Annotated in this window: 31 protein-coding genes; 28 read left to right on the top strand and 3 right to left on the bottom strand. The window is 69.6% G+C overall.

Annotation, left to right across the window (positions count from 1 at the left end):
• Positions 1-5 precede the first annotated feature (5 nt).
• The 18 genes from rpsS (at position 6) to map (ending at position 9,693) form a co-directional block, all read left to right on the top strand.
• Entirely contained in the window at positions 6-287 is a 282-nt protein-coding gene (rpsS, locus tag BM028_RS06150; protein ID WP_022906343.1) for a 30S ribosomal protein S19, read from the top strand.
• A 25-nt stretch (positions 288-312) separates the two neighbouring features.
• Positions 313-705, top strand: coding sequence for a 50S ribosomal protein L22 (gene rplV, locus BM028_RS06145; RefSeq protein WP_022906344.1), 393 nt, complete (start codon positions 313-315; stop codon positions 703-705).
• The gene (rpsC, locus tag BM028_RS06140) at positions 705-1,502 is read left to right on the top strand and encodes a 30S ribosomal protein S3 (protein WP_022906345.1); all 798 of its coding nucleotides are present in this window, start codon (positions 705-707) and stop codon (positions 1,500-1,502) included. Before rplV ends, rpsC begins: the two co-directional genes overlap by 1 nt.
• A gap of 2 nt (positions 1,503-1,504) precedes the next feature.
• Complete coding sequence (gene rplP / locus BM028_RS06135; RefSeq protein ID WP_022906346.1) at positions 1,505-1,924, top strand: 50S ribosomal protein L16; 420 nt, start codon at positions 1,505-1,507, stop codon at positions 1,922-1,924.
• Positions 1,924-2,244 (top strand): 50S ribosomal protein L29, encoded by a 321-nt coding sequence (rpmC, locus tag BM028_RS18850; RefSeq protein ID WP_022906347.1) that lies wholly within the window; start codon positions 1,924-1,926, stop codon positions 2,242-2,244. The genes rplP and rpmC overlap by 1 nt, the downstream gene beginning before the upstream one ends.
• Entirely contained in the window at positions 2,244-2,528 is a 285-nt protein-coding gene (rpsQ, locus tag BM028_RS06125; RefSeq protein WP_022906348.1) for a 30S ribosomal protein S17, read from the top strand. Before rpmC ends, rpsQ begins: the two co-directional genes overlap by 1 nt.
• Positions 2,529-2,559: 31 nt before the next feature.
• Positions 2,560-2,928 (top strand): 50S ribosomal protein L14, encoded by a 369-nt coding sequence (gene rplN / locus BM028_RS06120; protein WP_017885523.1) that lies wholly within the window; start codon positions 2,560-2,562, stop codon positions 2,926-2,928.
• A 3-nt stretch (positions 2,929-2,931) separates the two neighbouring features.
• Positions 2,932-3,291, top strand: a complete 360-nt coding sequence (gene rplX / locus BM028_RS06115; protein ID WP_022906349.1) for a 50S ribosomal protein L24 — start codon at positions 2,932-2,934, stop codon at positions 3,289-3,291.
• Positions 3,291-3,881 carry a 50S ribosomal protein L5 gene (gene rplE, locus BM028_RS06110; RefSeq protein WP_022906350.1) on the top strand — a complete coding sequence of 197 codons (591 nt, stop codon included), beginning with the start codon at positions 3,291-3,293 and terminating at the stop codon, positions 3,879-3,881. The genes rplX and rplE overlap by 1 nt, the downstream gene beginning before the upstream one ends.
• A gap of 153 nt (positions 3,882-4,034) precedes the next feature.
• Positions 4,035-4,433 (top strand): 30S ribosomal protein S8, encoded by a 399-nt coding sequence (gene rpsH / locus BM028_RS06105; RefSeq protein ID WP_022906351.1) that lies wholly within the window; start codon positions 4,035-4,037, stop codon positions 4,431-4,433.
• A gap of 6 nt (positions 4,434-4,439) precedes the next feature.
• Positions 4,440-4,976: a 50S ribosomal protein L6 gene (gene rplF, locus BM028_RS06100; protein ID WP_031261772.1), complete on the top strand. Its 537-nt coding sequence runs from the start codon at positions 4,440-4,442 to the stop codon at positions 4,974-4,976.
• Between the two features lie 2 nt (positions 4,977-4,978).
• On the top strand, positions 4,979-5,353 hold the full coding sequence (gene rplR, locus BM028_RS06095) for a 50S ribosomal protein L18 (protein WP_031261773.1): 375 nt from the start codon (positions 4,979-4,981) through the stop codon (positions 5,351-5,353).
• A complete protein-coding gene (rpsE, locus tag BM028_RS06090; protein ID WP_070417687.1) occupies positions 5,350-6,150 on the top strand; it encodes a 30S ribosomal protein S5 in 801 nt (266 codons plus the stop codon). Before rplR ends, rpsE begins: the two co-directional genes overlap by 4 nt.
• The gene (gene rpmD, locus BM028_RS06085) at positions 6,150-6,335 is read left to right on the top strand and encodes a 50S ribosomal protein L30 (RefSeq protein ID WP_022906355.1); all 186 of its coding nucleotides are present in this window, start codon (positions 6,150-6,152) and stop codon (positions 6,333-6,335) included. Before rpsE ends, rpmD begins: the two co-directional genes overlap by 1 nt.
• On the top strand, positions 6,332-6,796 hold the full coding sequence (gene rplO, locus BM028_RS06080) for a 50S ribosomal protein L15 (protein WP_022906356.1): 465 nt from the start codon (positions 6,332-6,334) through the stop codon (positions 6,794-6,796). The genes rpmD and rplO overlap by 4 nt, the downstream gene beginning before the upstream one ends.
• A gap of 146 nt (positions 6,797-6,942) precedes the next feature.
• Positions 6,943-8,265 carry a preprotein translocase subunit SecY gene (gene secY / locus BM028_RS06075; RefSeq protein WP_022906357.1) on the top strand — a complete coding sequence of 441 codons (1,323 nt, stop codon included), beginning with the start codon at positions 6,943-6,945 and terminating at the stop codon, positions 8,263-8,265.
• A complete protein-coding gene (locus tag BM028_RS06070; protein ID WP_070417689.1) occupies positions 8,262-8,852 on the top strand; it encodes an adenylate kinase in 591 nt (196 codons plus the stop codon). The genes secY and BM028_RS06070 overlap by 4 nt, the downstream gene beginning before the upstream one ends.
• Before the next feature lie 61 nt (positions 8,853-8,913).
• Positions 8,914-9,693, top strand: coding sequence for a type I methionyl aminopeptidase (gene map / locus BM028_RS06065; RefSeq protein ID WP_070419353.1), 780 nt, complete (start codon positions 8,914-8,916; stop codon positions 9,691-9,693).
• 229 nt (positions 9,694-9,922) lie between these two features.
• On the opposite strand, the gene BM028_RS06060 is transcribed toward map, so the two are convergent.
• A complete protein-coding gene (locus tag BM028_RS06060) occupies positions 9,923-11,239 on the bottom strand; it encodes an LCP family protein (protein ID WP_092385287.1) in 1,317 nt (438 codons plus the stop codon).
• Between the two features lie 288 nt (positions 11,240-11,527).
• Between BM028_RS06060 and infA the strand changes: the two genes are divergently transcribed.
• The 10 genes from infA to BM028_RS06010 all read left to right on the top strand — a co-directional run bounded on the left by infA (position 11,528) and on the right by BM028_RS06010 (position 20,180).
• Positions 11,528-11,749 carry a translation initiation factor IF-1 gene (infA, locus tag BM028_RS06055; RefSeq protein WP_017885509.1) on the top strand — a complete coding sequence of 74 codons (222 nt, stop codon included), beginning with the start codon at positions 11,528-11,530 and terminating at the stop codon, positions 11,747-11,749.
• 70 nt (positions 11,750-11,819) lie between these two features.
• Positions 11,820-11,936, top strand: coding sequence for a 50S ribosomal protein L36 (gene rpmJ / locus BM028_RS06050; protein WP_022903266.1), 117 nt, complete (start codon positions 11,820-11,822; stop codon positions 11,934-11,936).
• 162 nt (positions 11,937-12,098) lie between these two features.
• Positions 12,099-12,473: a 30S ribosomal protein S13 gene (rpsM, locus tag BM028_RS06045; protein WP_058728274.1), complete on the top strand. Its 375-nt coding sequence runs from the start codon at positions 12,099-12,101 to the stop codon at positions 12,471-12,473.
• A gap of 9 nt (positions 12,474-12,482) precedes the next feature.
• Entirely contained in the window at positions 12,483-12,881 is a 399-nt protein-coding gene (gene rpsK, locus BM028_RS06040) for a 30S ribosomal protein S11 (RefSeq protein WP_017885507.1), read from the top strand.
• A gap of 208 nt (positions 12,882-13,089) precedes the next feature.
• Positions 13,090-14,085 carry a DNA-directed RNA polymerase subunit alpha gene (locus tag BM028_RS06035; protein ID WP_022906362.1) on the top strand — a complete coding sequence of 332 codons (996 nt, stop codon included), beginning with the start codon at positions 13,090-13,092 and terminating at the stop codon, positions 14,083-14,085.
• Positions 14,086-14,151: 66 nt separating this feature from the next.
• Entirely contained in the window at positions 14,152-14,718 is a 567-nt protein-coding gene (rplQ, locus tag BM028_RS06030; RefSeq protein ID WP_070417691.1) for a 50S ribosomal protein L17, read from the top strand.
• A gap of 208 nt (positions 14,719-14,926) precedes the next feature.
• The gene (locus BM028_RS06025) at positions 14,927-16,045 is read left to right on the top strand and encodes an FUSC family protein (RefSeq protein WP_092385285.1); all 1,119 of its coding nucleotides are present in this window, start codon (positions 14,927-14,929) and stop codon (positions 16,043-16,045) included.
• A gap of 38 nt (positions 16,046-16,083) precedes the next feature.
• A complete protein-coding gene (locus BM028_RS06020) occupies positions 16,084-16,440 on the top strand; it encodes an ArsR/SmtB family transcription factor (RefSeq protein WP_092385283.1) in 357 nt (118 codons plus the stop codon).
• A gap of 1 nt (position 16,441) precedes the next feature.
• Positions 16,442-16,930, top strand: a complete 489-nt coding sequence (locus tag BM028_RS06015; protein WP_092385281.1) for an SRPBCC family protein — start codon at positions 16,442-16,444, stop codon at positions 16,928-16,930.
• Between the two features lie 40 nt (positions 16,931-16,970).
• Entirely contained in the window at positions 16,971-20,180 is a 3,210-nt protein-coding gene (locus BM028_RS06010) for an AfsR/SARP family transcriptional regulator (RefSeq protein WP_092385279.1), read from the top strand.
• On the opposite strand, the gene BM028_RS06005 is transcribed toward BM028_RS06010, so the two are convergent.
• The gene (locus tag BM028_RS06005; protein ID WP_092385277.1) at positions 20,162-20,992 is read right to left on the bottom strand and encodes an ABC transporter permease; all 831 of its coding nucleotides are present in this window, start codon (positions 20,990-20,992) and stop codon (positions 20,162-20,164) included. The two genes, BM028_RS06010 and BM028_RS06005, sit on opposite strands and share 19 nt — an antisense overlap.
• Entirely contained in the window at positions 20,989-21,978 is a 990-nt protein-coding gene (locus BM028_RS06000) for an ATP-binding cassette domain-containing protein (protein WP_092385275.1), read from the bottom strand. The genes BM028_RS06005 and BM028_RS06000 overlap by 4 nt, the downstream gene beginning before the upstream one ends.
• Positions 21,979-22,121 lie beyond the last annotated feature (143 nt).

Genomic DNA, 22,121 nt, shown 5'->3' with positions numbered 1-22,121 from the left:
AGAAGATGCCACGCAGTCTGAAGAAGGGCCCCTTCGTCGACGAGCACCTGCTCCGCAAGGTCGTCACGCAGAACGAGGCCAACACCAAGAACGTGATCCGCACCTGGTCGCGTCGCTCGATGATCATCCCGAACATGCTCGGGCACACGATCGCCGTGCACGACGGCCGCAAGCACATCCCGGTGTTCGTCACCGAGTCGATGGTCGGTCACAAGCTCGGCGAGTTCGCGCCGACCCGCACCTTCCGTGGTCACGTGAAGGACGACAAGAAGGGCCGTCGCCGCTAAGGCGGCGACGCAGAGGAGGAACGAAATGGTGGAGTCGATCGCACGCGTGCGACACATCCGCGTCACGCCTCAGAAGGCCCGTCGCGTCATCGAGCTGATCCGCGGCAAGCAGGCCCACGAGGCCCTCGCCATCCTGAAGTTCGCCCCCCAGGGCGCTTCGGAGCCCGTGTACAAGCTGGTCGCCTCGGCGATCGCGAACGCACGGGTCAAGGCGGACTCGACGAACAGCTTCCTCGACGAGCGCGACCTCTACGTGAGCCGCGTCTTCGTCGACGAAGGTACGACCCTGAAGCGGTTCCAGCCGCGCGCCCAGGGCCGCGCCTTCCGCATCAACAAGCGCACCAGCCACATCACGGTCGTCCTCGCGACGCCGGATGAGGTCGAGGCTGCCGCGACGAGCAAGAAGGCGAGCAAGTAATGGGCCAGAAGGTCAACCCGTACGGCTTCCGTCTCGGGATCACGACGGACCACGTCTCGCACTGGTTCACCGACAGCACGAAGCCGGGTCAGCGCTACGCCGACTACGTGGCCGAGGACATCAAGGTGCGCGAGTACCTGAAGAAGACCCTCGACCGCGCCGGCGTCGCCCGCATCGAGCTCGAGCGCACCCGTGACCGCGTCCGCGTGGACATCCACACCGCGCGTCCGGGCATCGTCATCGGTCGCCGTGGCGCCGAGGCGGAGCGCGTCCGTGGCGAGCTCGAGAAGCTCACCAAGAAGCAAATCCAGCTCAACATCCTCGAGGTCAAGAACCCCGAGACCGAGGCCCAGCTCGTCGCGCAGGGCATCGCCGAGCAGCTCTCCGCTCGTGTCGCGTTCCGTCGCGCCATGCGCAAGGGCCTGCAGGGTGCACAGCGCGCCGGCGCCAAGGGTGTCCGCATCCAGGTGTCGGGTCGTCTCGGCGGCGCCGAGATGTCGCGCTCGGAGTTCTACCGCGAGGGCCGCGTGCCCCTGCACACGCTCCGCGCGAACATCGACTACGGCTTCTACGAGGCCCGGACCACGTTCGGCCGCATCGGCGTGAAGGTCTGGATCTACAAGGGCGACATCACGAACAAGGAGCTCGCTCGCGAGCAGGCGAACCAGCGTTCGTCGCGCCCGGAGCGTCGTGGCGGCCCCCGTGGCGAGCGCGGCGACCGCCGTGGCGGCGACCGTGGCGGCCGTCAGCAGCAGGCCCCGCAGGACGCGCCGGCCGGCGCAGGAGTTGAGGCGTAACCATGCTTATTCCCCGTCGAGTCAAGCACCGCAAGCAGCACCACCCGAAGCGTTCGGGCCAGGCCACCGGTGGCACCAAGGTGTCGTTCGGTGACTACGGCATCCAGGCGCTGACGCCCGCTTACGTGACCAACCGTCAGATCGAGTCCGCTCGTATCGCCATGACGCGTCACATCAAGCGTGGCGGCAAGGTGTGGATCAACATCTACCCGGACCGTCCGCTCACGAAGAAGCCCGCCGAGACCCGCATGGGTTCCGGTAAGGGTTCCCCCGAGTGGTGGGTCGCCAACGTCAAGCCGGGCCGTGTGCTCTTCGAGCTCTCCGGCGTCAACGAGGACATCGCCCGTGAGGCGCTGACCCGTGCAATCCACAAGCTGCCCCTCAAGGCACGCATCATCAAGCGCGAGGAGGGCGACGCATAATGGCGATCGGTTCCAAGGAGCTCCGTCCGACGGAGCTCGACACGTTCGAGAACGAGCGTCTTGCTGACGAACTGAAGAAGGCCAAGGAGGAGCTCTTCAACCTCCGCTTCCAGTCGGCCACCGGCCAGCTGGAGAGCCACGGTCGTCTCCGTGCCGTCAAGCGCGACATCGCTCGCATCTACACCGTCCTCCGCGAGCGCGAGCTCGGCATCCGTGCCACTCCCGCGCCCGTCGAGACCGCCCCCAAGGCCAAGAAGACGACCAAGAAGGCTGAGAAGCCGGCTGAGTCGGCCGAGGCCGAGACCGCCGAGGAGAAGTAATGGCGAACGAAGAGAAGACCTCCGCCGCCTCCGCTCGCGGCTACCGCAAGACGCGTCGTGGCTACGTCACGAGCGACAAGATGGACAAGACCATCGTGGTCGAGGTTGAGGACCGCGTGAAGCACGCGCTCTACGGCAAGATCATCCGTCGCACGTCCAAGGTGAAGGCCCACGACGAGCTCGGCACCGCTGGTGTCGGCGACCTCGTCGTGATCAGCGAGACCCGTCCCCTCAGCGCTTCCAAGCGCTGGCGCCTGGTCGAGATCCTCGAGAAGGCCAAGTAGGCCCCGGCCTGCTTCGGAATAGGAGACAGCAGTGATTCAGCAGGAATCCCGCCTCAAGGTCGCCGACAACACGGGTGCCAAGGAGATCTTGACCATCCGCGTGCTCGGTGGCTCGGGTCGTCGCTACGCCGGTCTCGGTGACGTCATCGTCGCCACGGTGAAGGACGCCATCCCCGGCGGCAACGTGAAGAAGGGTGACGTCGTCAAGGCGGTCATCGTTCGCACCAAGAAGGAGACCCGTCGTCAGGACGGCTCCTACATCAAGTTCGACGAGAACGCGGCAGTGATCCTCAAGGCTGACGGCGACCCGCGCGGCACGCGCATCTTCGGTCCGGTCGGTCGCGAGCTCCGTGACAAGAAGTTCATGAAGATCATCTCGCTCGCGCCGGAGGTGCTGTAAGCCATGGCGAACATCAAGAAGGGTGACCTGGTCCAGGTCATCACGGGTGCCAAGCAGGAGCGCGGCGGTGACCGTGGCAAGCAGGGCAAGGTCATCGAGGTCCTCAAGGACAAGAACCGCGTCGTCGTCGAGGGCGTGAACTTCGTCACGAAGCACGTCCGCGTCGGCCAGACGCAGCGCGGCTCGAAGACCGGTGGCATCGAGCAGCACGAGGCTCCGATCCACGTGTCGAACGTCGCCATCGTCGACCCGAAGACCAAGAAGCCGACCCGCGTCGGTTTCCGCAACGAAGAGGTGGAGAAGGACGGCGTCAAGAAGACCGTCCGAGTCCGCTACGCCAAGAAGTCGGGTGAGAAGCTCTGATGACCGACACGACTGCCGCGCCGGCGACCAAGGTCGAGCCGCGCCTCAAGCAGAAGTACAAGAACGAGATCAAGGCTGCCCTCACCGAGCAGTTCGGGTACGCGAACGTCAACCAGGTCCCCGGCCTGGTCAAGGTCGTCGTGAACACCGGTGTCGGTGAGGCCGCTCGCGACTCGAAGATCATCGAGGGGGCCATCAAGGACCTCACGGCGATCACGGGTCAGAAGCCCCAGGTCACGAAGGCCCGCAAGTCCATCGCGCAGTTCAAGCTGCGTGAGGGCCAGGCCATCGGCGCGCACGTCACCCTCCGTGGTGACCGCGCGTGGGAGTTCATCGACCGTCTCGTGACCCTCGCACTGCCCCGCATCCGCGACTTCCGCGGTCTCAGCGACAAGCAGTTCGACGGCAACGGCAACTACACGTTCGGTCTCACGGAGCAGTCCGTGTTCCACGAGATCGACCAGGACCGCATCGACCGCGTGCGTGGCTTCGACATCACCGTCGTGACCACCGCGAAGTCGGACGACGAGGGCCGCGCGCTGCTCCGCCAGCTCGGGTTCCCGTTCCGTTCCGCCGAGCAGACGGTCTAAGATACTTCGGGCGGTGCGGGCCGGAGGATTCACGTCCTCCGGCCCGCACGCACGAACACACCGATCCAGGGGAATCGCCCCAGGATCACCCGATCGCTCAGGTCGGCATTCGTGGAACGGGTGTCGAAACCAGGCGAAGAATGGACGACCATCATGACGATGACCGATCCGGTCGCAGACATGCTGACCAGATTGCGGAACGCGAACTCGGCGCACCACGACGCCGTCTCGCTTCCCAGCTCCAAGCTGAAGAAGAACATCGCTGAGATCCTCAAGCGCGAGGGGTACATCAGCGAGTGGAAGATCGAGGACGCCCGCGTGGGCGAGACCCTCACGATCGACCTGAAGTACGGCCCCGAGCGCGAGCGTTCGATCGCCGGCATCAAGCGCGTCTCGAAGCCCGGTCTCCGGGTCTACGCGAAGTCGACGGAGATCCCCCAGGTCCTCGGTGGCCTCGGCGTGGCGATCCTCTCGACCTCGTCGGGACTGCTCACCGACCGTGAAGCCGAGCAGAAGGGCGTGGGTGGGGAAGTCCTCGCCTACGTGTGGTGATCGACAATGTCTCGTATCGGACGTCTTCCCATTGACATCCCCGCTGGCGTGACCGTCTCCATCGATGGTCAGAACGTCGCGGTCAAGGGCCCGAAGGGCGAGCTCGCGCTCGTCGTCGCGGAGCCCATCCAGGCCAAGGTCGAGGAGAACCAGGTCCTCGTCACCCGTCCGGACGACGAGCGCAGCTCGCGTGCGCTGCACGGCCTGACCCGCACCCTCATCGCGAACAACATCGTCGGCGTGACCCAGGGCTACTCCAAGGGCCTCGAGGTCGTCGGCACCGGTTACCGCGTGCAGGCGAAGGGCAACAACGTCGAGTTCGCGCTCGGCTACTCCCACCCGATCACGGTCGAGCCGCCCGCGGGCATCAGCTTCGCCGTCGAGGGCAACAACAAGCTGACCGTCAACGGCATCGACAAGCAGTCCGTCGGCGAGGTCGCTGCAAACATCCGCAAGCTGCGCAAGCCCGAGCCCTACAAGGGCAAGGGTGTCCGCTACGCCGGCGAGATCGTGCGCCGCAAGGCCGGAAAGTCAGGTAAGTGATCATGGGTCTCCTCAAGACACGAGGCAAGAGCAAGTCGGCCGCCAAGGCGCGCCGTCACAACCGCCTCCGCAAGAAGATCACCGGCACCGAGGCCCGTCCGCGTCTCGCTGTCACCCGTTCGGCGCGTCACGTGTTCGTCCAGGTCATCGACGACGCCAAGGGCCACACGCTGGCCAGCGCGTCGACGATGGAGGCCGACCTCCGTACGTTCGACGGCGACAAGACCGCCAAGGCCCGTCGTGTCGGCGAACTCCTCGCCGAGCGCGCGAAGGCCGCTGGCGTCGAGGCCGTGGTCTTCGACCGCGGTGGTAGCAAGTACGCCGGTCGCGTCGCCGCGATCGCCGATGGTGCCCGTGAAGGAGGGCTGAACCTGTGAGCGACATCGCGAACACGAACGAAGACGCCAACGTCGAAACGACCGAGGCCGCTGAGGCGACCGAGGCCGAGGCCACGAGCACCACGGCCCCCGCGGCCAAGGAGCCCGAGGTCCCCGTCGTCGAGCGCCCCGTCGAGACCGCAGCCGGTTCGGCATCGAACAACCGCGACTCCGCCGACAACCGTGGCCGCCGTGGTGGCGGTCGCGACCGTCAGCAGGGTGGCGGCCGTGGCAACGACCGCAACGGTCGGGGTGGCGACAGCCAGTTCCTCGAGCGCGTCGTGACCATCAACCGCGTCTCCAAGGTCGTCAAGGGTGGTCGTCGCTTCAGCTTCACCGCGCTCGTCGTCGTCGGTGACGGCAACGGTCTCGTGGGTGTCGGCTACGGCAAGGCCCGCGAGGTCCCGACCGCCATCTCGAAGGGCGTCGAGGAAGCGAAGAAGAACTTCTTCCGCGTCCCGCGCGTCGGCAACACGATCCCGCACCCGGTGCAGGGCGAGGCCGCTGCCGGCGTCGTGCTCCTCCGTCCGGCCGCTGCCGGTACCGGTGTCATCGCCGGTGGTCCGGTCCGCGCCGTCCTCGAGTGCGCCGGTATCCACGACGTCCTGAGCAAGTCGCTCGGTTCGTCGAACACCATCAACATCGTGCACGCGACCGTCACGGCGCTGCAGCAGCTCGAGGAGCCCCGTGCGGTCGCAAGCCGTCGCGGTCTCCCCGTCGACCGGGTCGTCCCGGACCGTCTGCTCCAGGCCGAGGCCGCTGCTCTGCGTGCCGCGTCCGAGAAGGCAGGTGCGTGATGGCGATGCTGAAGATCACGCAGACGAAGTCCGTTATCAGCGAGAAGCAGTACCAGCGCGACACGCTCCGCAGCCTGGGTCTCAAGCGCATCGGCCGTACGGTCCTGCGTGAGGACAACGCCCAGAACCGCGGGTACGTCGCAACGGTCGCGCACCTCGTGAAGGTCGAGGAGGTCGACGCATGAGCGACGAGAAGAACGAGCGCGTGCAGGTCCTGAAGCTGCACCACCTCCGTCCGGCAGAGGGCGCCAAGAAGGCTCGCACCCGCGTCGGTCGTGGTGAGGGCTCCAAGGGCAAGACCGCCGGCCGTGGTACCAAGGGCCAGAAGGCTCGTTACCAGGTCAAGGTCGGCTTCGAGGGTGGGCAGATGCCGCTGCACATGCGCACCCCGAAGCTCCGCGGGTTCAAGAACCCGTTCCGCGTCGAGTACCAGGTCGTGAACCTGGACAAGATCGCGGAGCTCTACCCCAACGGTGGCGACGTCACCGTCGCGGACCTGGTCGCCAAGGGCGCCGTCCGCAAGAACGAGAAGGTCAAGGTTCTCGGTCAGGGTGACATCAGCGTGAAGCTCACGGTCTCGGTCGACAAGGTCTCGGCGTCCGCCGCCGAGAAGATCGCGGCTGCTGGCGGCACCGTCTCCCAGTAACCCCGTCGGCGGCCCGTGCGTTTGCGCACGGGCCGCCGTTACGGTTTCCTTGACAGTGGTCGGCGTCCGCCGGCCAGGTCGGTCCTGCCGACCACACCGGTGACGGCCCCTCGACGGGCCGCCGGTCCCAGAAGTTCGGAGTCCTCGTGTTCAGAGCGGTCGCGCGCATCATGCGCACCCCAGATCTTCGCAAGAAGATCGGCTTCACCCTCGCGATCATCGCGCTGTTCCGCCTGGGGTCGTACATCCCCGCGCCGTTCGTCGACTACGCATCCGTGCAGACCTGTCTCGCCAGCGCTTCGTCGCAGCAGGGTCTGTACGACCTGATCAACCTGTTCTCCGGCGGCGCGCTGCTGAAGCTCTCGGTCTTCGCGCTCGGCATCATGCCGTACATCACGTCGTCGATCATCGTGCAGCTGCTCCGCGTGGTCATCCCGCACTTCGACGCCCTCTACAAGGAGGGGCAGTCCGGTCAGGCGAAGCTGACGCAGTACACGCGCTACCTCACCATCGCGCTCGGCGTGCTGCAGTCCACCACTCTGATCACGGTCGCCCGCTCCGGTGCCCTGTTCGGCACCAACGCCTCGGCCTCCTGCTCGTCGATCATCTCGAACGACAGCTGGTACGCGATCATGCTCATGGTCGTCACCCTGACCGCCGGTACCGGCCTCATCATGTGGATGGGCGAGCTCGTCACCGAGCGCGGCATCGGCAACGGCATGTCGCTCCTCATCTTCACGTCCATCGCGGCGCAGTTCCCCTCGGCGCTCTGGGCGATCGAGCAGTCGAACGGCTTCGAGCTGTTCCTGTTCGTCATCCTCGTCGGCCTGGTCATCATGATGGCCGTCGTGTTCGTCGAGCAGTCGCAGCGGCGCATCCCCGTGCAGTACGCCAAGCGCATGGTCGGTCGCCGCACCTACGGCGGCAACAACACGTACATCCCGATCAAGGTGAACATGGCCGGCGTCGTGCCCGTCATCTTCGCCTCGTCGCTGCTGTACCTGCCGGCCCTGGTCGCGCAGTTCAACCAGCCCTCCGACGGCAGCGAGCCGGCGGCGTGGGTGACCTGGATCCAGAACAACCTGACCTCGGGTGACAACTGGTTCTACATGGTCCTGTACTTCCTGCTCATCGTCGGATTCACGTACTTCTACGTCGCGATCACCTTCAACCCCGAAGAGGTCGCCGACAACATGAAGAAGTACGGCGGCTTCATCCCGGGCATCCGGGCCGGTCGTCCGACGGCCGAGTACCTCGACTACGTTCTCACCCGGGTGACGTTGCCCGGCTCCCTGTACCTCGGTCTCATCGCCCTGATCCCGCTGGCGGCGCTGGCGTTCTTCGGTGCGAACCAGAACTTCCCGTTCGGCGGCGCGAGCATCCTCATCATCGTGGGTGTCGGCCTCGAGACCGTGAAGCAGATCGACTCGCAGCTGCAGCAGCGTCACTACGAAGGGCTTCTCCGTTGAGCGCACGTCTCATCATCGTCGGACCTCCCGGAGCCGGGAAGGGCACCCAGGCCGGTCGCATCGCCGACGCGTTCGGGATCCCCGCCGTCTCGACGGGTGACATCTTCCGCAAGAACGTCGCAGAGGGCACCCCGCTCGGCGTCCAGGCGAAGGCGATCATGGACGCGGGCGACTACGTCCCCGACTCGCTCACGAACGAGCTCGTGAAGTCGCGCCTGCACGAGGCCGACGCCGAGAACGGCTTCCTGCTCGACGGCTACCCCCGCACGGTCGGGCAGGTCGAGTACCTCGACGCGCTCCTCGCCGAGCAGGGCACCGGCATCGACGCGGTCGTGCAGCTCGTCGCTGACCAGGACGAGCTCGTCGGCCGCCTCCTGAAGCGCGCCGAGGAACAGGGCCGCAGCGACGACAACGAGGAGACCATCCGTCGTCGGCAGCAGGTCTACACCGAGCAGACCGCTCCGATCGTGGCGGCGTACGGCGAGCGTGGGCTCGTCGTCGACGTCGACGGCCTCGGTGGCATCGACGAGGTCGGCGACCGGATCCAGGCCGCGCTGTCGTCGCGTGGGCTGACCGCGGGCGTCTGACGCCAGCGTGGTGCGGTTCCGCAAGCCCTCGATCTACAAGACGCCGGACGAGCTCCGCGCCATGGTGCGTCCGGGTCTGCTGACCCACGACGCACTGGCGGCGGTCCGCGACGCGATCCGTCCGGGCATCACCACGGGCGAGCTCGACGCGATCGCCGAGCGGGTCATCCGTGACGGCGGCGGCATCCCGAACTTCCAGCTCGTCCCGGGCTACCGGCACACGCTCTGCGTGTCGGTGAACGACGAGATCGTGCACGGGATCCCGGGGGAGCGTGTGCTCCAGCCCGGTGACGTCGTGTCGGTCGACGCCGGTGCCGAGGTCGACGGCTGGAACGGTGACAGTGCCTTCACGGTCGTCGTCCCGGGTGGTGACGCCGGTGTCAGTGCGGCCCGGCAGACGCTCTCGGACACCACCGAGCGCGCGCTCTGGCACGGCATCGCTGCGCTCGCGCACGCGAAGCACCTGCACGAGGTCGGCGCCGTCATCGAGGACGCCATCGACGAGACCGGCGCGTGGGGCATCGTCGAGGACTACACCGGCCACGGCATCGGCCGCTCGATGCACGAGGACCCGCCCGTCTTCAACTACCGCGTCCGCGGTGCCGGTCCGGCGGTCAAGCCCGGACTCGTGGTCGCGATCGAGCCGATGGTCACGGCCGGCACGATCGACAGCTCGACGGACGACGACGACTGGACCGTCCGCACGCTCGACGGTTCCGACGCGGCGCACTGGGAGCACAGCATCGCGGTGCACGCCGACGGCATCTGGGTGCTGACGGCGGCCGACGGCGGTGCTGCGGGCCTCGCCCCGCTGGGTGTGACGCCGGTCCCGATCCCGTAGGTCGCGCCTCCCGTCGGTCGCGTCTCCCGCAGGCGGCACTGCCTGACCCGGCGCGTGAGCGCCGTCGCGTCCGGTCCCGTCGGACGGCCAGGAGGCGCGGTGCGGCCCCGCCACGCGCCTCCGGTCCGCACCTGCGCACGTCCACGACGTCTGCGCCGTGTGGACCACGTGCACTCGTCGTCAGCGTGCGCACCCGCGCACGCCGTGCGACGGGCGCAGCGCGCCGGTCTCAGTCGTTGCCGACGGAGCAGGTCTCCTCAGACGCGCTCTGTCCGGTGATCGACGAGGGCAGCGGCGTCGCCGAACCGGTCGCGGCGCTCGTGGCGGTGCCGGACGCCGATCCGGACGCCGTGCCGGTGCCGGCCGCGGTCCCCGAGGACGTCTCGGCCGAGGACCCACCGGCCGACGATGTCCCGGTCGAGGTCCCCGTGGACGGAGCAGCGGTCGCCGTCCCGCTCGACCCGGAGGACTCCTCCGACGCACGCCCCGTGCTCGAGTCGCTCAGCGAGGTCTTCTGGTCGTTCTGCAGCGCGACGTTGAGGGTGTGTGCGGCGTCCTGGTCGACGATCACGCGTGCGCTGTCCTCGGGGTCGTCCGCGACCGGGTACTGCACGAACAGCATGTTCGCCGTGCTCATCCCGCGCAGGGCCCCGGCCAGTCCGACGAGCGTGCGCGCCTGGGCGAGGCCGTCGGACAGCGTCATGTTCGACAGCGCGGCGCCGGCGAGCTTGTAGAGCGTGATCGGGTTCGAGAGCGTCCCGTCCGAGGTGACCTTGCGCAGCAGGGCCGACAGGAACACCTGCTGCGAGCTGATGCGCGCGAGGTCGCTCCCGTCGCCGACGCCGTGCCGGGTGCGGAGGAACGCGAGCGCGTCCGTGCCCTCGAGCTTGTGCGAGCCGGCCGTCAGGTGCAGGTTCGTGTAGGAGTCGTTGATCGGGTCCGCGACGCACACGTCCACGCCGCCGAGGGCGTTCGACATCTCGATGACGCCGTCGAACGTGATGAGCCCGGCGTACGGGATGCTCAGGCCGGTGAGGTTCTCGACGGTGTCGACGACGCACGAGACACCGCCGTTCCCGAGTGCCGTGTTGAACTGCGCGGACGTGGCCGCCGGGTACGTGGTCCCGCTCTCGGGGTTCGTGCACGCCGGGATCGGCACCATCAGGTCGCGCGGGAAGCTCACCGCGGTCAGCTGGGTGTGGTCCTGCGAGATGTGGATGAGCATCGTGACGTCGTTGCGGGCGCCCTCGACGTCCTCGTCCGAGTCGAACTGTCCGATGCGGGTGTCGCTGCCGATGAGCAGGATGTTCGCACCGCCCTTGATGGCCGTGATGTCGGCCGTCTGCGCGGTGCTCTGGTCGTCCGTGCTGAGCTTGACCGTCCTCGGCGCCGTGGCGAGCTGCGCACCCGCGATGGCGGCGACGCTCGTCCCGCTCACGAGGACGACGGCGAGGGTGGACGCCACGATCGACGCGAGCGTGCCCCATCCGCGGCGGCGGGGGAGGCGGCCGTGGCGGGCGAACGGGCGTCGGGTGGCGTCGGGCACGTGGTCTCCGTTCGGTGGTCCGTGCGGCGCGGTCTGCACGGGCGGGGGCGACGGCCACGCTAGGGGCCGGTGACCAACGGGACCCCGGAGCGCGCCGTCAAACCACTGTGGAACGCTCAGACAGCGCTGTGAAGCCCCAGACGTGGGGACTTCGCCGTCTCCACTTGGCAATCCTGGGTTTACCACATAGGATCGATCTTTGGTGTGTCATGCCCATTGGGCGTGGCGCCCGACCCGCAGACCGGCTCGGGGATCACACCGGTAATCCAACCAAGCGACAGTGAGGCTATGGCCAAGAAAGACGGCGTCATCGAGATCGAGGGCTCGGTGCTCGAAGCTCTGCCCAACGCGATGTTCCGCGTTGAGCTGACCAACGGACACAAGGTCCTTGCGCACATCTCCGGGAAGATGCGCCAGCACTACATCCGCATCCTCCCCGAGGACCGCGTGATCGTGGAGCTGAGCCCGTACGACCTGACCCGCGGCCGGATCGTCTACCGCTACAAGTGATCCGCGAGCTGGAAAGGAACGGCCCGGCAACCCTGCCGAGCACGAAGCCAGCGAGCACGAGGAAAGAACAATGAAGGTCAACCCCAGCGTCAAGCCCATCTGCGAGCACTGCCGTGTCATTCGCCGCAAGGGCCGCGTCATGGTGATCTGCAAGAGCAACCCGCGTCACAAGCAGCGCCAGGGCTAGTCCCGGCTGCCTGACGCGATCGCCCTCGGGCGGCTGCGAGCAGGATCCACAACTCAACATCGAACGCAGTACCAAGATCCGCGCGAGCGGGGACACCTCGGGTCGGAGGCCCGAGCACCGGTACTGCTCCACACCTCCATCGACAACAGGAGCAGCCATCACATGGCACGTCTAGCAGGCGTCGACATCCCGCGCGAGAAGCGCGTGGAGATCGCACTCACGTACATCTACGGCGTCGGCCGTACCCGCGCGGTCCAGGCCCTCGCCGAGACCGGTATCTCCGGTGACATCCGCGTCAAGGACCTGACCGACGACCAGCTCGTCGCCCTCCGTGACTTCATCGAGGGCAACTTCAAGGTGGAGGGTGACCTCCGCCGTGAGGTCGCAGCCGACATCCGCCGCAAGGTCGAGATCGGTAGCTACGAGGGTCTTCGCCACCGTCGTGGTCTCCCGGTGCGCGGTCAGCGCACCAAGACCAACGCGCGTACCCGCAAGGGACCGAAGCGCACCGTGGCAGGCAAGAAGAAGGCTCGATAGGAGACCCCGATGGCTACCCCCAAGACTGCCGCGCGCAAGCCGCGCCGCAAGGAGAAGAAGAACGTCGCCGTGGGCCAGGCCCACATCAAGAGCACGTTCAACAACACGATCGTCAGCATCACCGACCCGTCGGGTGCCGTCCTCAGCTGGGCGTCCTCGGGTGCCGTGGGCTTCAAGGGTTCGCGCAAGTCGACGCCGTTCGCGGCGCAGCTCGCCGCCGAGTCCGCTGCGCGTCAGGCGCAGGAGCACGGCGTCAAGAAGGTCGACGTCTTCGTGAAGGGTCCGGGTTCGGGCCGCGAGACCGCGATCCGCTCGCTCCAGGCCGCTGGCCTCGAGGTGGGTTCGATCAACGACGTCACGCCGCAGGCGCACAACGGGTGCCGCCCGCCCAAGCGCCGTCGCGTCTGACGCGAGGAGCAACCGGCCGCGCCCTGCTCGTCCCCTGACGGGAGCGAGCAGGGCCCGCGGCCATTCCTGGTCGTTCGATCGCGCAGGCCGTGCCGTCCTGGCAAGCGCGTGCGCGTGATCACAACTCAACAGACCCGTCGGGGCCCGGTCGGCCCCGTCGTACCGCCGAGTGTCATATAGCGGACACTCCGCCGAAAGGAATCCCACAGTGCTCATTGCACAGCGCCCCACCCTGACCGAGGAGACGATCTCCGAGTTCCGCTCGCGCTTCGTCATCGAGCCGCTCGAGCCGGGCTTCGGTTACACCCTCGGCAACTCGCTGCGCCGCACGCTCCTCTCCTCGATCCCCGGCGCGGCTGTCACCAGCATCCGCATCGACGGCGTCCTCCACGAGTTCAGCACCGTTCCCGGTGTCAAGGAAGACGTCACCGAGATCATCCTCAACATCAAGAGCCTGGTCGTCTCCAGCGAGCACGACGAGCCGATCACGGCGTACCTGCGCAAGCAGGGTGCCGGTCAGGTCACCGCAGCGGACATCTCCGCTCCGGCCGGCGTCGAGATCCACAACCCGGACCTCGTCATCGCGACCCTGAACGACACCGCGCGCTTCGAGCTCGAGCTGACGATCGAGCGTGGCCGTGGCTACGTCTCGGCGACGCAGAACCGTTCGGAGTTCAGCGAGGCCGGTCAGATCCCGATCGACTCGATCTACTCGCCGGTCCTCAAGGTCACCTACCGCGTCGAGGCGACGCGTGCCGGTGAGCGCACGGACTTCGACCGCCTGGTCGTCGACGTCGAGTCGAAGCCGGCCATCACGCCGCGCGACGCCATCGCGTCGGCCGGTCGGACGCTCGTCGAGCTGTTCGGGCTCGCCCGCGAGCTCAACACCGCGGCCGAGGGCATCGAGATCGGCCCCGCGCCGGTCGACGCTGTGCTCTCGAACGAGCTGCAGACCCCGATCGAGGACCTGGACCTGTCGGTCCGCAGCTACAACTGCCTCAAGCGGGAGGGCATCAACACGGTGTCCGAGCTCGTCGCCCTGTCGGAGACGCAGCTCATGAACATCCGCAACTTCGGTCAGAAGTCGGTGGACGAGGTCAAGGACAAGCTCACCGAGCTCGGCCTGTCCCTCAAGGACACCGTCCCCGGATTCGACGGCGCCCACTTCTACAGCGGGTACGACGAGGACGAGTCCAACAACTGACCTCGCGCTGACGCGCACGCGCGCAGCTGACGCAGCGCGCAACACTTTCACCACTGGAGAACTGACATGCCGAAGCCCACCAAGGGCCCCCGCCTCGGTGGCGGCCCCGCCCACGAGCGCCTGCTCCTGAGCAACCTCGCCAACGCCCTCTTCACGCACGGTCGCATCACGACCACCGAGACGAAGGCCAAGCGCCTCCGTCCCGTCGCCGAGCGTCTCATCACGTTCGCGAAGCGTGGCGACCTGCACGCGCGTCGTCGCGTGATCAGCATCCTGCGCGACAAGTCCGTCGTGCACACGCTGTTCACCGAGATCGCCCCGCAGGTCGAGGACCGTCAGGGCGGCTACACCCGCATCACGAAGCTCGGTTTCCGCAAGGGCGACAACGCTCCCCTCGCGTCGATCGAGCTCGTCCTCGAGCCGGTGTCGAGCACGCCGGCCCCGGTCAAGCGCGACGCGGCCCCGGCCGCTGCTGCTCCGGTCGAGGAGCCCGCCGCCGAGGACACCACCGACGAGGCCCCGGTCGAAGAGACCGAGACCACCGAGGAGTCCGCTCCCGTCGCCGAGGAGACCGAGACCGAGGCAGCTGCCGAGGTCGAGGCCGACGCCGCCGAGAAGTCGGACGACAAGTAGTCACAGCCCCACCACGACGAAGCCCCCGCAACACGCGTTGCGGGGGCTTCGTCGCGTCCTGGGGGTGACCGGACGGCGGCCTGGAGGCGCGGTGCGGGCCCGCCACGTTCCTCCTGGCCCGCAGGCGGCCGAGCCGCAGAACGCGGACCGGCTCCGTCTCACAGGCGCGGCACCGTATCGTGACCGGCCGACACGACGAGAGGGACCGATGCAGTTCGAGCACATCGCGGGTGTGGGGACCCGGGTCTGGCGGTGGAGCCGGACCTCCGGGACGCAACCGCGCCTGCTCCACGCCGGGAAGGCGGCCGTCGCAGCCGTGCTCGCGTGGTTCATCGCGCGACACATGCCCGGGGTCGCGGCGGAGTACCCGTACTACGCACCGCTCGGTGCCGTCGTGGCGATGCAGACGACGGTGTTCGCGGGCATCCGGAGCGGGGTCCAGACGCTCGTCGGCATCGCGCTCGGCATCGTCATCGCCGGGTTCACGATGTGGGTCGGTGACCCTGGTTTCCTGGCGATCGCGCTGGCGGTGGGCATCGGGGTGCTCGTGGGCGGGTTCCGCGTCCTCGGCGAGGGCAGCTCCTGGGTGTCCACCGCCGCGCTCTTCGTCCTGCTCGTCGGTGGCGCCCACGCCGAGGGGTACTCGCTCGGGTACCTCGTGCAGATGGCCGTCGGGGTCGTGGTGGGCCTGCTGGTGAACTTCCTCGTCTTCCCGCCCCTGCGCTTCTGGGACGCCGAGCACCGGATCGACGCGGTCAACCAGGTGCTCGCGGACCACCTGGACGGGCTCGCCGAGGTCCTCGCAGGGGGCGAGCGCGACGAGAAGGCCTGGGACCGTCAGCAGGACCGACTGGACCGTGCCATCGCCGACGTCCGCTCCCGGGTGTCGATCGCGCACGAGAGCCGCCGGCTGAACCCGCGCGGAGCACTCCGTGGGTCCCGGGCACGGCTCGAGCAGGACGGTGCCCGCTTCCGTGCCCTCGAGCGGGTCGCCTGGTACACGACGGACCTCACCGAGCTCGTCGCCCGGTCGGGTCCGGTGTCGGAGGGGCTCGGGCGACCGGACCCCGAGTTCGCCGAGCCGCTCGCGACGGCCCTCCGCGAGCTCGCGTGCATGGTCCGCGGCGAGTGCCCCGAAGAGGCGGGCGACGACGCGATCGCCGAGGTCGAGCGGGCGCTGGACGCATCGCGCGAGAACCCGTCGCACGTCGCGGTCACGTCCGCCGCACTCGTGGCGATGCGCGGCATCGTGGAGTCCGAGCGCCGGGCGACGAACGACCTGGACACCCGCACGGGGCCGTCCGCCTTCCGGAACGCCCGCGGCTGACCCTCGACTTCATAACACTGCAGTTATAGAGTGTCGACGTGCACGCGTTCGACGTCCTCGGTGACCCCGTCCGACGCCGGCTCACGGAACTCCTCGCCGAGGGGGACCGGACGGCCGGTGCGCTGACCGACGTCATCAGGGCCGAGTTCGGCATCTCCCAACCCGCGGTCTCCAGGCACCTGCGCGTCCTGCGCGACGCCGGGTTCGCCACGGCGGCACCACGGGGGACCGCACGCGTCTACCGACTGGAACCCCGCGCCGTCGAGGAACTCGACCGCGCCGTCGAACGGTACCGCGCCCTCTGGCGGCAGCGCCTCGACGCCCTCACGACCGAGATCGCCCGGGCCCGACGTGCTCCGGGTGCCCCCGCCGACGTCCACCACGAGGAGCACTGACATGCGCACCACCGACGGCACCGTCGAGGACTCGCCCTCCGGCGGGTACCTCATCCGCTTCGCCCAGACCTACCCGACGACCGTCGAGGACCTCTGGGACGCGATCACCGACCCCGAACGGCTGTCGCGCTGGATGGCCCCGTACGAGGGCGACTTCCACCTCGGCGGCCGCTGGCTCGCGCGGTACGACGACGGCACGGTCTTCACCGAGGGGACCGTCACGGCGTGCGACGCTCCGCGCACGTTCACGACCACCTGGCACGCCCGCGACGAGCACGAGACGACGATCACCGTCACGGTCGAGCCGGTCGAGGACGGTGCCGCCCTCCGGCTCGAGCACGACCGTGTCGGCGGCCGGGACTACGCACCGGGGTGGCACACGTACCTCGAGCTGCTCGAACTCGACCTCGCCGGGGACCTCGACGGCATCGCGGCCTTCGACTGGGACGCGCGCTACGCCGAACTCCGGCGGCGGTACCCGGTCACGTGATCCCGGGCCGGACGCGTGCGGTCGTCCGTAGACTCGTACCGTGTCTGAACTGCCGCGCGTCGCCGTCCTCGGGCCAGTGACCGTCGCGGATCCGACGGGAGCGCCGACGGCGGTGCCCGGTGCCCTTTCGCGGTCGTTCCTCGTCGCGCTGGTGCTCGCGCGCGGACACGCCGTGACGACCGAGGCGCTCATCGACGAGCTCTGGGGCGACGACCAGCCGCGGGGTGCCCGGGCGGCGCTGCAGACCCTCGTCTCCCGGCTCCGGCGCAGCACGGCCGACGGCGTCGTCGTGTCGACCAGCACCGGGTACGCACTCGGGGTCGACCCCGGCTCGGTCGACCTGACGGCCGCCGAGCGCGCGGCCGCCAGCGAGGACGTCGCGGTGGTCCGGGCAGCGCTCGACGGCTGGCGGGGCGACCCCGGCGCAGACGTCGACGGGGACCTCGGCGCCGCGCTCGCCGACCGCGCGGCCACTGCCCGCCGTGCGCTCCGACGCCGGCTGGGCGAACTCCTCCTCGACCGCGGGGACGCGGCGGGAGCGGCAGCGCTGTGGCTCGCCGAGTCCGAGGCGAACCCGTTCGACGAGGTCGCCGTCGCCGGGTGCATGCGCGCGCTGGTCGCCGCCGGCCGGAACGCCGAGGCGCTCGCCGCGTTCGCGACGCATCGCGACCGCCTCGCGGACGAGCTCGGCGCGGACCCCTCGGCCGACCTGGTGCGGCTGAACGCCGATCTGCTCCGCCGGTCCGCCGCCGACTCCGGTCGTGCTCGTCGGGTCGGGCTGCGGGCCGCGCCGAACACGCTCGTCGGGCGGCAGGAGGACCTCGCCGCCGTCACGGACCTCCTGTCCCGCAACCGGCTGGTCACGATCCTCGGTGCGGGTGGGCTCGGCAAGACCCGCCTCGCGCAGGCCGTCGCCGCCGGTGTGCCGCCGACCACCGGCGTGGTGGTGTTCGAGCTCGCGCCGATCGCCACCGCCGAGGACGTCGTCCCCGCGCTCGGTGCCCTGCTCGGGGTGGCCGAGTTCCGCTCCGCCCGGGCGCTGCGGGAGGTCGTCGTCGCCGACCTGCGCGCGCGGGTGGGGCGGGCGCTCGGGGAGGCCCCGACGGTCCTCGTCCTGGACAACTGCGAGCACCTCGTCGGTGACGTCGCCGGGTTCGCCGCCGACCTGCTCGCGAGCATCCCCGACCTCCGGATCCTCACGACCTCGCGCGCACCGCTCGCGATCGCCGGCGAGGTCGTGGCGCCCCTCGCGCCCCTCCCGGTCGAGGCCGACGGCGCCGCGGTCCGGCTGTTCACCGAGCGCGCCCGGGCCGCCCGACCCGGGGCCGTGCTGCCCGTGGACACCGTCCGCCGCATCTGCACGCGGCTCGACGGGTCGCCGCTCGCGATCGAGCTGGCCGCGGCGCGGATCCGGGGGATGAGCATCGACGAGATCGAGCGCCGGCTCGACGACCGGTTCGCGCTGCTCCGCGGCGGCGACCGCAGCGCCCCGGAGCGGCACCGCACGCTCCTGGCGGTCATCGAGTGGAGCTGGCGCCTGCTCGACGCGGGCGCGCAGGACCTCCTGACCCGCCTGGCACTGTTCCCGGACGGCCTGGCGGTCGACGCCGTCGAGGCCGTGGCCGCGCCGGACCGCCGGGACGATGCGCTCGACGACCTCGCCGAACTCGTCGAGCAGTCCCTCGTGCAGCTCGTCGAGGTCGAGGGGGAGCCGGTCCGCTACCGCCTGCTCGAGACCGTCCGCGAGTTCGGGGCCGCACGGCTCGACGAACGCGGCACCACCGAGGCGGTGCGCACGGCGATGATCCGCTGGGGGCGGGACTTCGCCGCCGCCAGGAACCTCTTCACGCTCACCGGCCCGGAGCAGCTCGACCGCTTCCACGAGGTCCAGCGCGAGGCCGACAATCTCGTGACCCTGCTCCGCTGGAGCCTCCGCGCCGACGACGCCTCGGCGACCGCGCACGTCTTCGCCGCCCTCGGGGCCTACTGGACGCTCCGGGGTGCCCACGGCGAGGTCACCGCGATCGCGTCCGACGTGGTCGCGGTGCTGCGCTCGGGTCCGCCCGCGGCCGAGGACGTCGCCGCGGTGCACGTCGGACTCGTCGTCGCCGGGGCGTCCTCGGCGTTCGACGACCGCCGGACCGCCGCGTGGGCGATCTCCACGCTCCGGCGCCTCCGCCGCGTCGGGACGACGGGGTTCCCGGTGCTCGACGCACAGGCGGCCCTGCTCCTGACGCTCGGGCGTCCGGCGGCGGGCACCGCGCTCCTCGCGCGCCTCCGCGACGACCCCGACGAGGGCGTGGCCGGCACCGCCAACATGCTCAGCGCGCCCCTCGCCGAGAACGACGGCGAGTTCGCGGCGGCCCTCCGGTACGCCACCCGGGCGCAGACCCTCGCGGAGCGCGCCGCCGACGCGTGGACGATCGGCACCGTGGCCGTCACCATGACGCAGCTCCTCGCCCAGACCGGCCGGTACGCGGACGCCCTCGCGAACGCCGACCGCGCCCGTGAGCAGCTCGAGCGCTTCGGCGCCGAGGACGACCTGTACGAGATCGGCTGGACCGTCGGGCTCTGCTCGGCCGCGACCGGCGCCGTGGACACCGCCCGGTCGATCGCCGCCGAGCTGCAGCACCGACCGGTCTCGGGGCGCGGCGGCTTCGACGGCGACCGCTCCCAGATCGGCGTGCTCGCCGTCGCGATCGGCGCGGAGTGCCTCCGGTTCGAGGGCGACCTCGACGCCGCTGCAGCGCAGTACACGGCGGCGTGGGACTGGGTGTTGCCGCACCGGAAGGCGACACCGCACTGGACCGTGATGGCGGGCGCGGCGCGGATCGCAGCGGTCGACGAGGCGGCGCTCGGCGCGCCCGACGGAGCCGCACCGCGCCTCCAGGCCGACGAGCGCGCGGTCGCTCGCCGCATCCGGAAGGCCGCACTCGTGATGATCCGCGTCCACCCGTGGTGGCTCGACCTGCCCGTCATCGGCACGACGCTGGCGGGACTCGCGGTCGCGGCGGCGCGCAGCGACCGTCCGGCCGAGGCGGCCCGGTGCTGGGGCGCCGCGATGCGGTTCGGCACACGGCAGGACTTCGCGGTGCTCGCCCACGGACGGCTCCGGCCGCTCCTCGTCGACGCGCTCGGCGCGGCCCGCGTCGCGGATGCCGAGACGGCCTCGGCCGGATGGGACCGGACCGAGGCCGTCGCGCGGGCGAGGACGCTGCTGGAGGACCTCCGCTACGCCTTCCGCATGTAGGCGCGGACCGTCAGCGGCGCGAACACGGCGACCACCACGGCGGCACCGAGCAGGCTGATCCAGAGGTCACCGGTGACGGCGCCGTGGTTGATCAGCTCGCGGACCGCGGTGATGAGGTGCGAGATCGGGTTGACCTCGGTGAACCAGCGCAGCCAGCCGGGCAGGGTGTCCGTGGGGACGAACGCGTTCGACAGGAACGTCAGCGGGAAGAGCACCAGGTTGGCGATGCCGGAGACGCTCGACGCGGTGCGGGCGATCACGCCGAAGTAGGCGAAGATCCAGCTGATCGACCAGGCGACGACGATGACGAGCACGCCGGCCAGCACGACCGCCGCGGCACCGCCCTCGGGACGGAGGCCCATGATGATGCCGACCGTGAACGTGATGGCGGTGGCGATCGCGTACCGGACCGTGTCGGCGAGCAGCGCACCGGCGAGCGGCGCGATGCGGGCGATCGGCAGGGACTTGAAGCGGTCGAACACGCCCTTGTCCATGTCCTCGCGGAGCTGGACACCGGTGACGATCGAGGACGTGATGTTCGTCTGCACGAGGATGCCGGGGATGATGACGGGCAGGTAGCTGGACACGTCGCCGGCGATCGCGCCGCCGAAGATGTACGTGAACATCACGGTGAAGACGATCGGCATGAGCGTCACGTCGAACAGCTGCTCGGGCGTGCGACGGACCTTCACCAGGCCGCGGTACGCCATCGTGAAGGACTGTCGGACGGTCGCGCCGAGTCCGGAGCCGCCGATGCCGGGGCGAGGGGCGACCCGCGGCGCCGAGGTGGGGGTGGGGGCGATGGTGGTCATGCGATGCTCCCTTCGAGCTCGCGCGTGGTGTCGTCGTCGGTGGAGGCCGGGGCACCCGTGATGGTCAGGAACACCTCGTCGAGCGTCGGCTTCTGCACGCTCATCTCGGCGAGGGAGATGCCGGCGTCACGGAACGACACGAGCAGGTCGGTCACGCGGTCCGGATCGGACATCGGCGCGGTGAGGCGCGAGCCCTCGGGGCTGGCCACCGCGTCGACGCCGAGGCTGTTCCGCACGATGGCGCGGGCGGCGTCGAGTCGGAGCGGGTCGGCCAGCCGGAGCTGGAGCGAGCTCGACCCGATGGACGCCTTCAGCTCGTCGCCCGTGCCCTCGGCGACGACGCGGCCGTGGTCGATCACGGCGATGCGGTCGGCCAGCTGGTCGGCCTCGTCGAGGTACTGCGTCGTCAGCAGGACCGTGGAGCCGGTCGCGACGAGCTCCCGGATCGTGTCCCACATCTGGGCGCGGGTGCGCGGGTCGAGACCCGTCGTGGGCTCGTCGAGGAACAGTAGCGGCGGCTGTGCGATGAGGCTCGCGGCGAGGTCGAGACGCCGACGCATGCCGCCGGAGAAGTTCTTCAACGGACGCGACGCAGCCTCGGTCAGCCCGAAGCGCTCGAGCAGCTCGGCGGCCTTCCGCTTCGACTCGGCGCGGCCCAGGCCGAGCAGTCGCGAGAAGATGACGAGGTTCTCGGTCGCGCTGAGCGTCTCGTCGACGCTCGCGTACTGGCCGGTCACGCCGATGAGGGAGCGGACGGCCTGCGCCTCACGGCGGACGTCCCGCCCGAAGATGCGGGCCTCGCCGGCGTCCGCCTTGAGCAGCGTCGCGAGCATGGAGATGGTGGTGGTCTTGCCGGCGCCGTTGGGGCCGAGCACGCCGTAGACCGTGCCGGCCTCCACGCGGAGGTCGACACCGTCCACTGCGCGGTTCGTCCCGAAGGTCTTCACGAGGCCGGTGGCCTCGACCGCGAGCGGTGTGGTGGTCATTCGCGCAGGTCCTTTCGTGGTGACCCGACGTGGTTCGTCGATGTCGAGGACGATGGTGCCGCGGCCCGCTCACGCGCCACTGACGTGGCACTGACACCGGGGCGGGGCGCGTGTCAGCACGGGGGCCAGGAGGCGCGGTCCGG

Origin of the sequence: Curtobacterium sp. YR515, from assembly GCF_900113095.1 — a bacterium.
Taxonomy (GTDB): domain Bacteria; phylum Actinomycetota; class Actinomycetes; order Actinomycetales; family Microbacteriaceae; genus Curtobacterium.
The sequence above is the reverse complement of the archived record's forward strand: the minus strand, read 5'-3'. Positions and strand labels throughout refer to the sequence as shown.

Excerpts from the sequence above, each read along its gene's own strand:
- rpsS (WP_022906343.1), top strand. The coding sequence starts at position 6 with ATGCCACGCAGTCTGAAGAAGGGCCCCTTCGTCGACGAGCACCTGCTC.
- rplV (WP_022906344.1), top strand. The coding sequence starts at position 313 with ATGGTGGAGTCGATCGCACGCGTGCGACACATCCGCGTCACGCCTCAG.
- rpsC (WP_022906345.1), top strand. The coding sequence starts at position 705 with ATGGGCCAGAAGGTCAACCCGTACGGCTTCCGTCTCGGGATCACGACG.
- rplP (WP_022906346.1), top strand. The coding sequence starts at position 1,505 with ATGCTTATTCCCCGTCGAGTCAAGCACCGCAAGCAGCACCACCCGAAG.
- rpmC (WP_022906347.1), top strand. The coding sequence starts at position 1,924 with ATGGCGATCGGTTCCAAGGAGCTCCGTCCGACGGAGCTCGACACGTTC.
- rpsQ (WP_022906348.1), top strand. The coding sequence starts at position 2,244 with ATGGCGAACGAAGAGAAGACCTCCGCCGCCTCCGCTCGCGGCTACCGC.
- rplX (WP_022906349.1), top strand. The coding sequence starts at position 2,932 with ATGGCGAACATCAAGAAGGGTGACCTGGTCCAGGTCATCACGGGTGCC.
- rplE (WP_022906350.1), top strand. The coding sequence starts at position 3,291 with ATGACCGACACGACTGCCGCGCCGGCGACCAAGGTCGAGCCGCGCCTC.
- rpsH (WP_022906351.1), top strand. The coding sequence starts at position 4,035 with ATGACGATGACCGATCCGGTCGCAGACATGCTGACCAGATTGCGGAAC.
- rplF (WP_031261772.1), top strand. The coding sequence starts at position 4,440 with ATGTCTCGTATCGGACGTCTTCCCATTGACATCCCCGCTGGCGTGACC.
- rplR (WP_031261773.1), top strand. The coding sequence starts at position 4,979 with ATGGGTCTCCTCAAGACACGAGGCAAGAGCAAGTCGGCCGCCAAGGCG.
- rpmD (WP_022906355.1), top strand. The coding sequence starts at position 6,150 with ATGGCGATGCTGAAGATCACGCAGACGAAGTCCGTTATCAGCGAGAAG.
- rplO (WP_022906356.1), top strand. The coding sequence starts at position 6,332 with ATGAGCGACGAGAAGAACGAGCGCGTGCAGGTCCTGAAGCTGCACCAC.
- map (WP_070419353.1), top strand. The coding sequence starts at position 8,914 with ATGGTGCGTCCGGGTCTGCTGACCCACGACGCACTGGCGGCGGTCCGC.
- infA (WP_017885509.1), top strand. The coding sequence starts at position 11,528 with ATGGCCAAGAAAGACGGCGTCATCGAGATCGAGGGCTCGGTGCTCGAA.
- rpmJ (WP_022903266.1), top strand. The coding sequence starts at position 11,820 with ATGAAGGTCAACCCCAGCGTCAAGCCCATCTGCGAGCACTGCCGTGTC.
- rpsM (WP_058728274.1), top strand. The coding sequence starts at position 12,099 with ATGGCACGTCTAGCAGGCGTCGACATCCCGCGCGAGAAGCGCGTGGAG.
- rpsK (WP_017885507.1), top strand. The coding sequence starts at position 12,483 with ATGGCTACCCCCAAGACTGCCGCGCGCAAGCCGCGCCGCAAGGAGAAG.
- rplQ (WP_070417691.1), top strand. The coding sequence starts at position 14,152 with ATGCCGAAGCCCACCAAGGGCCCCCGCCTCGGTGGCGGCCCCGCCCAC.
- BM028_RS06025 (WP_092385285.1), top strand. The coding sequence starts at position 14,927 with ATGCAGTTCGAGCACATCGCGGGTGTGGGGACCCGGGTCTGGCGGTGG.
- BM028_RS06015 (WP_092385281.1), top strand. The coding sequence starts at position 16,442 with ATGCGCACCACCGACGGCACCGTCGAGGACTCGCCCTCCGGCGGGTAC.
- BM028_RS06005 (WP_092385277.1), bottom strand. The coding sequence starts at position 20,992 with ATGACCACCATCGCCCCCACCCCCACCTCGGCGCCGCGGGTCGCCCCT.
- BM028_RS06000 (WP_092385275.1), bottom strand. The coding sequence starts at position 21,978 with ATGACCACCACACCGCTCGCGGTCGAGGCCACCGGCCTCGTGAAGACC.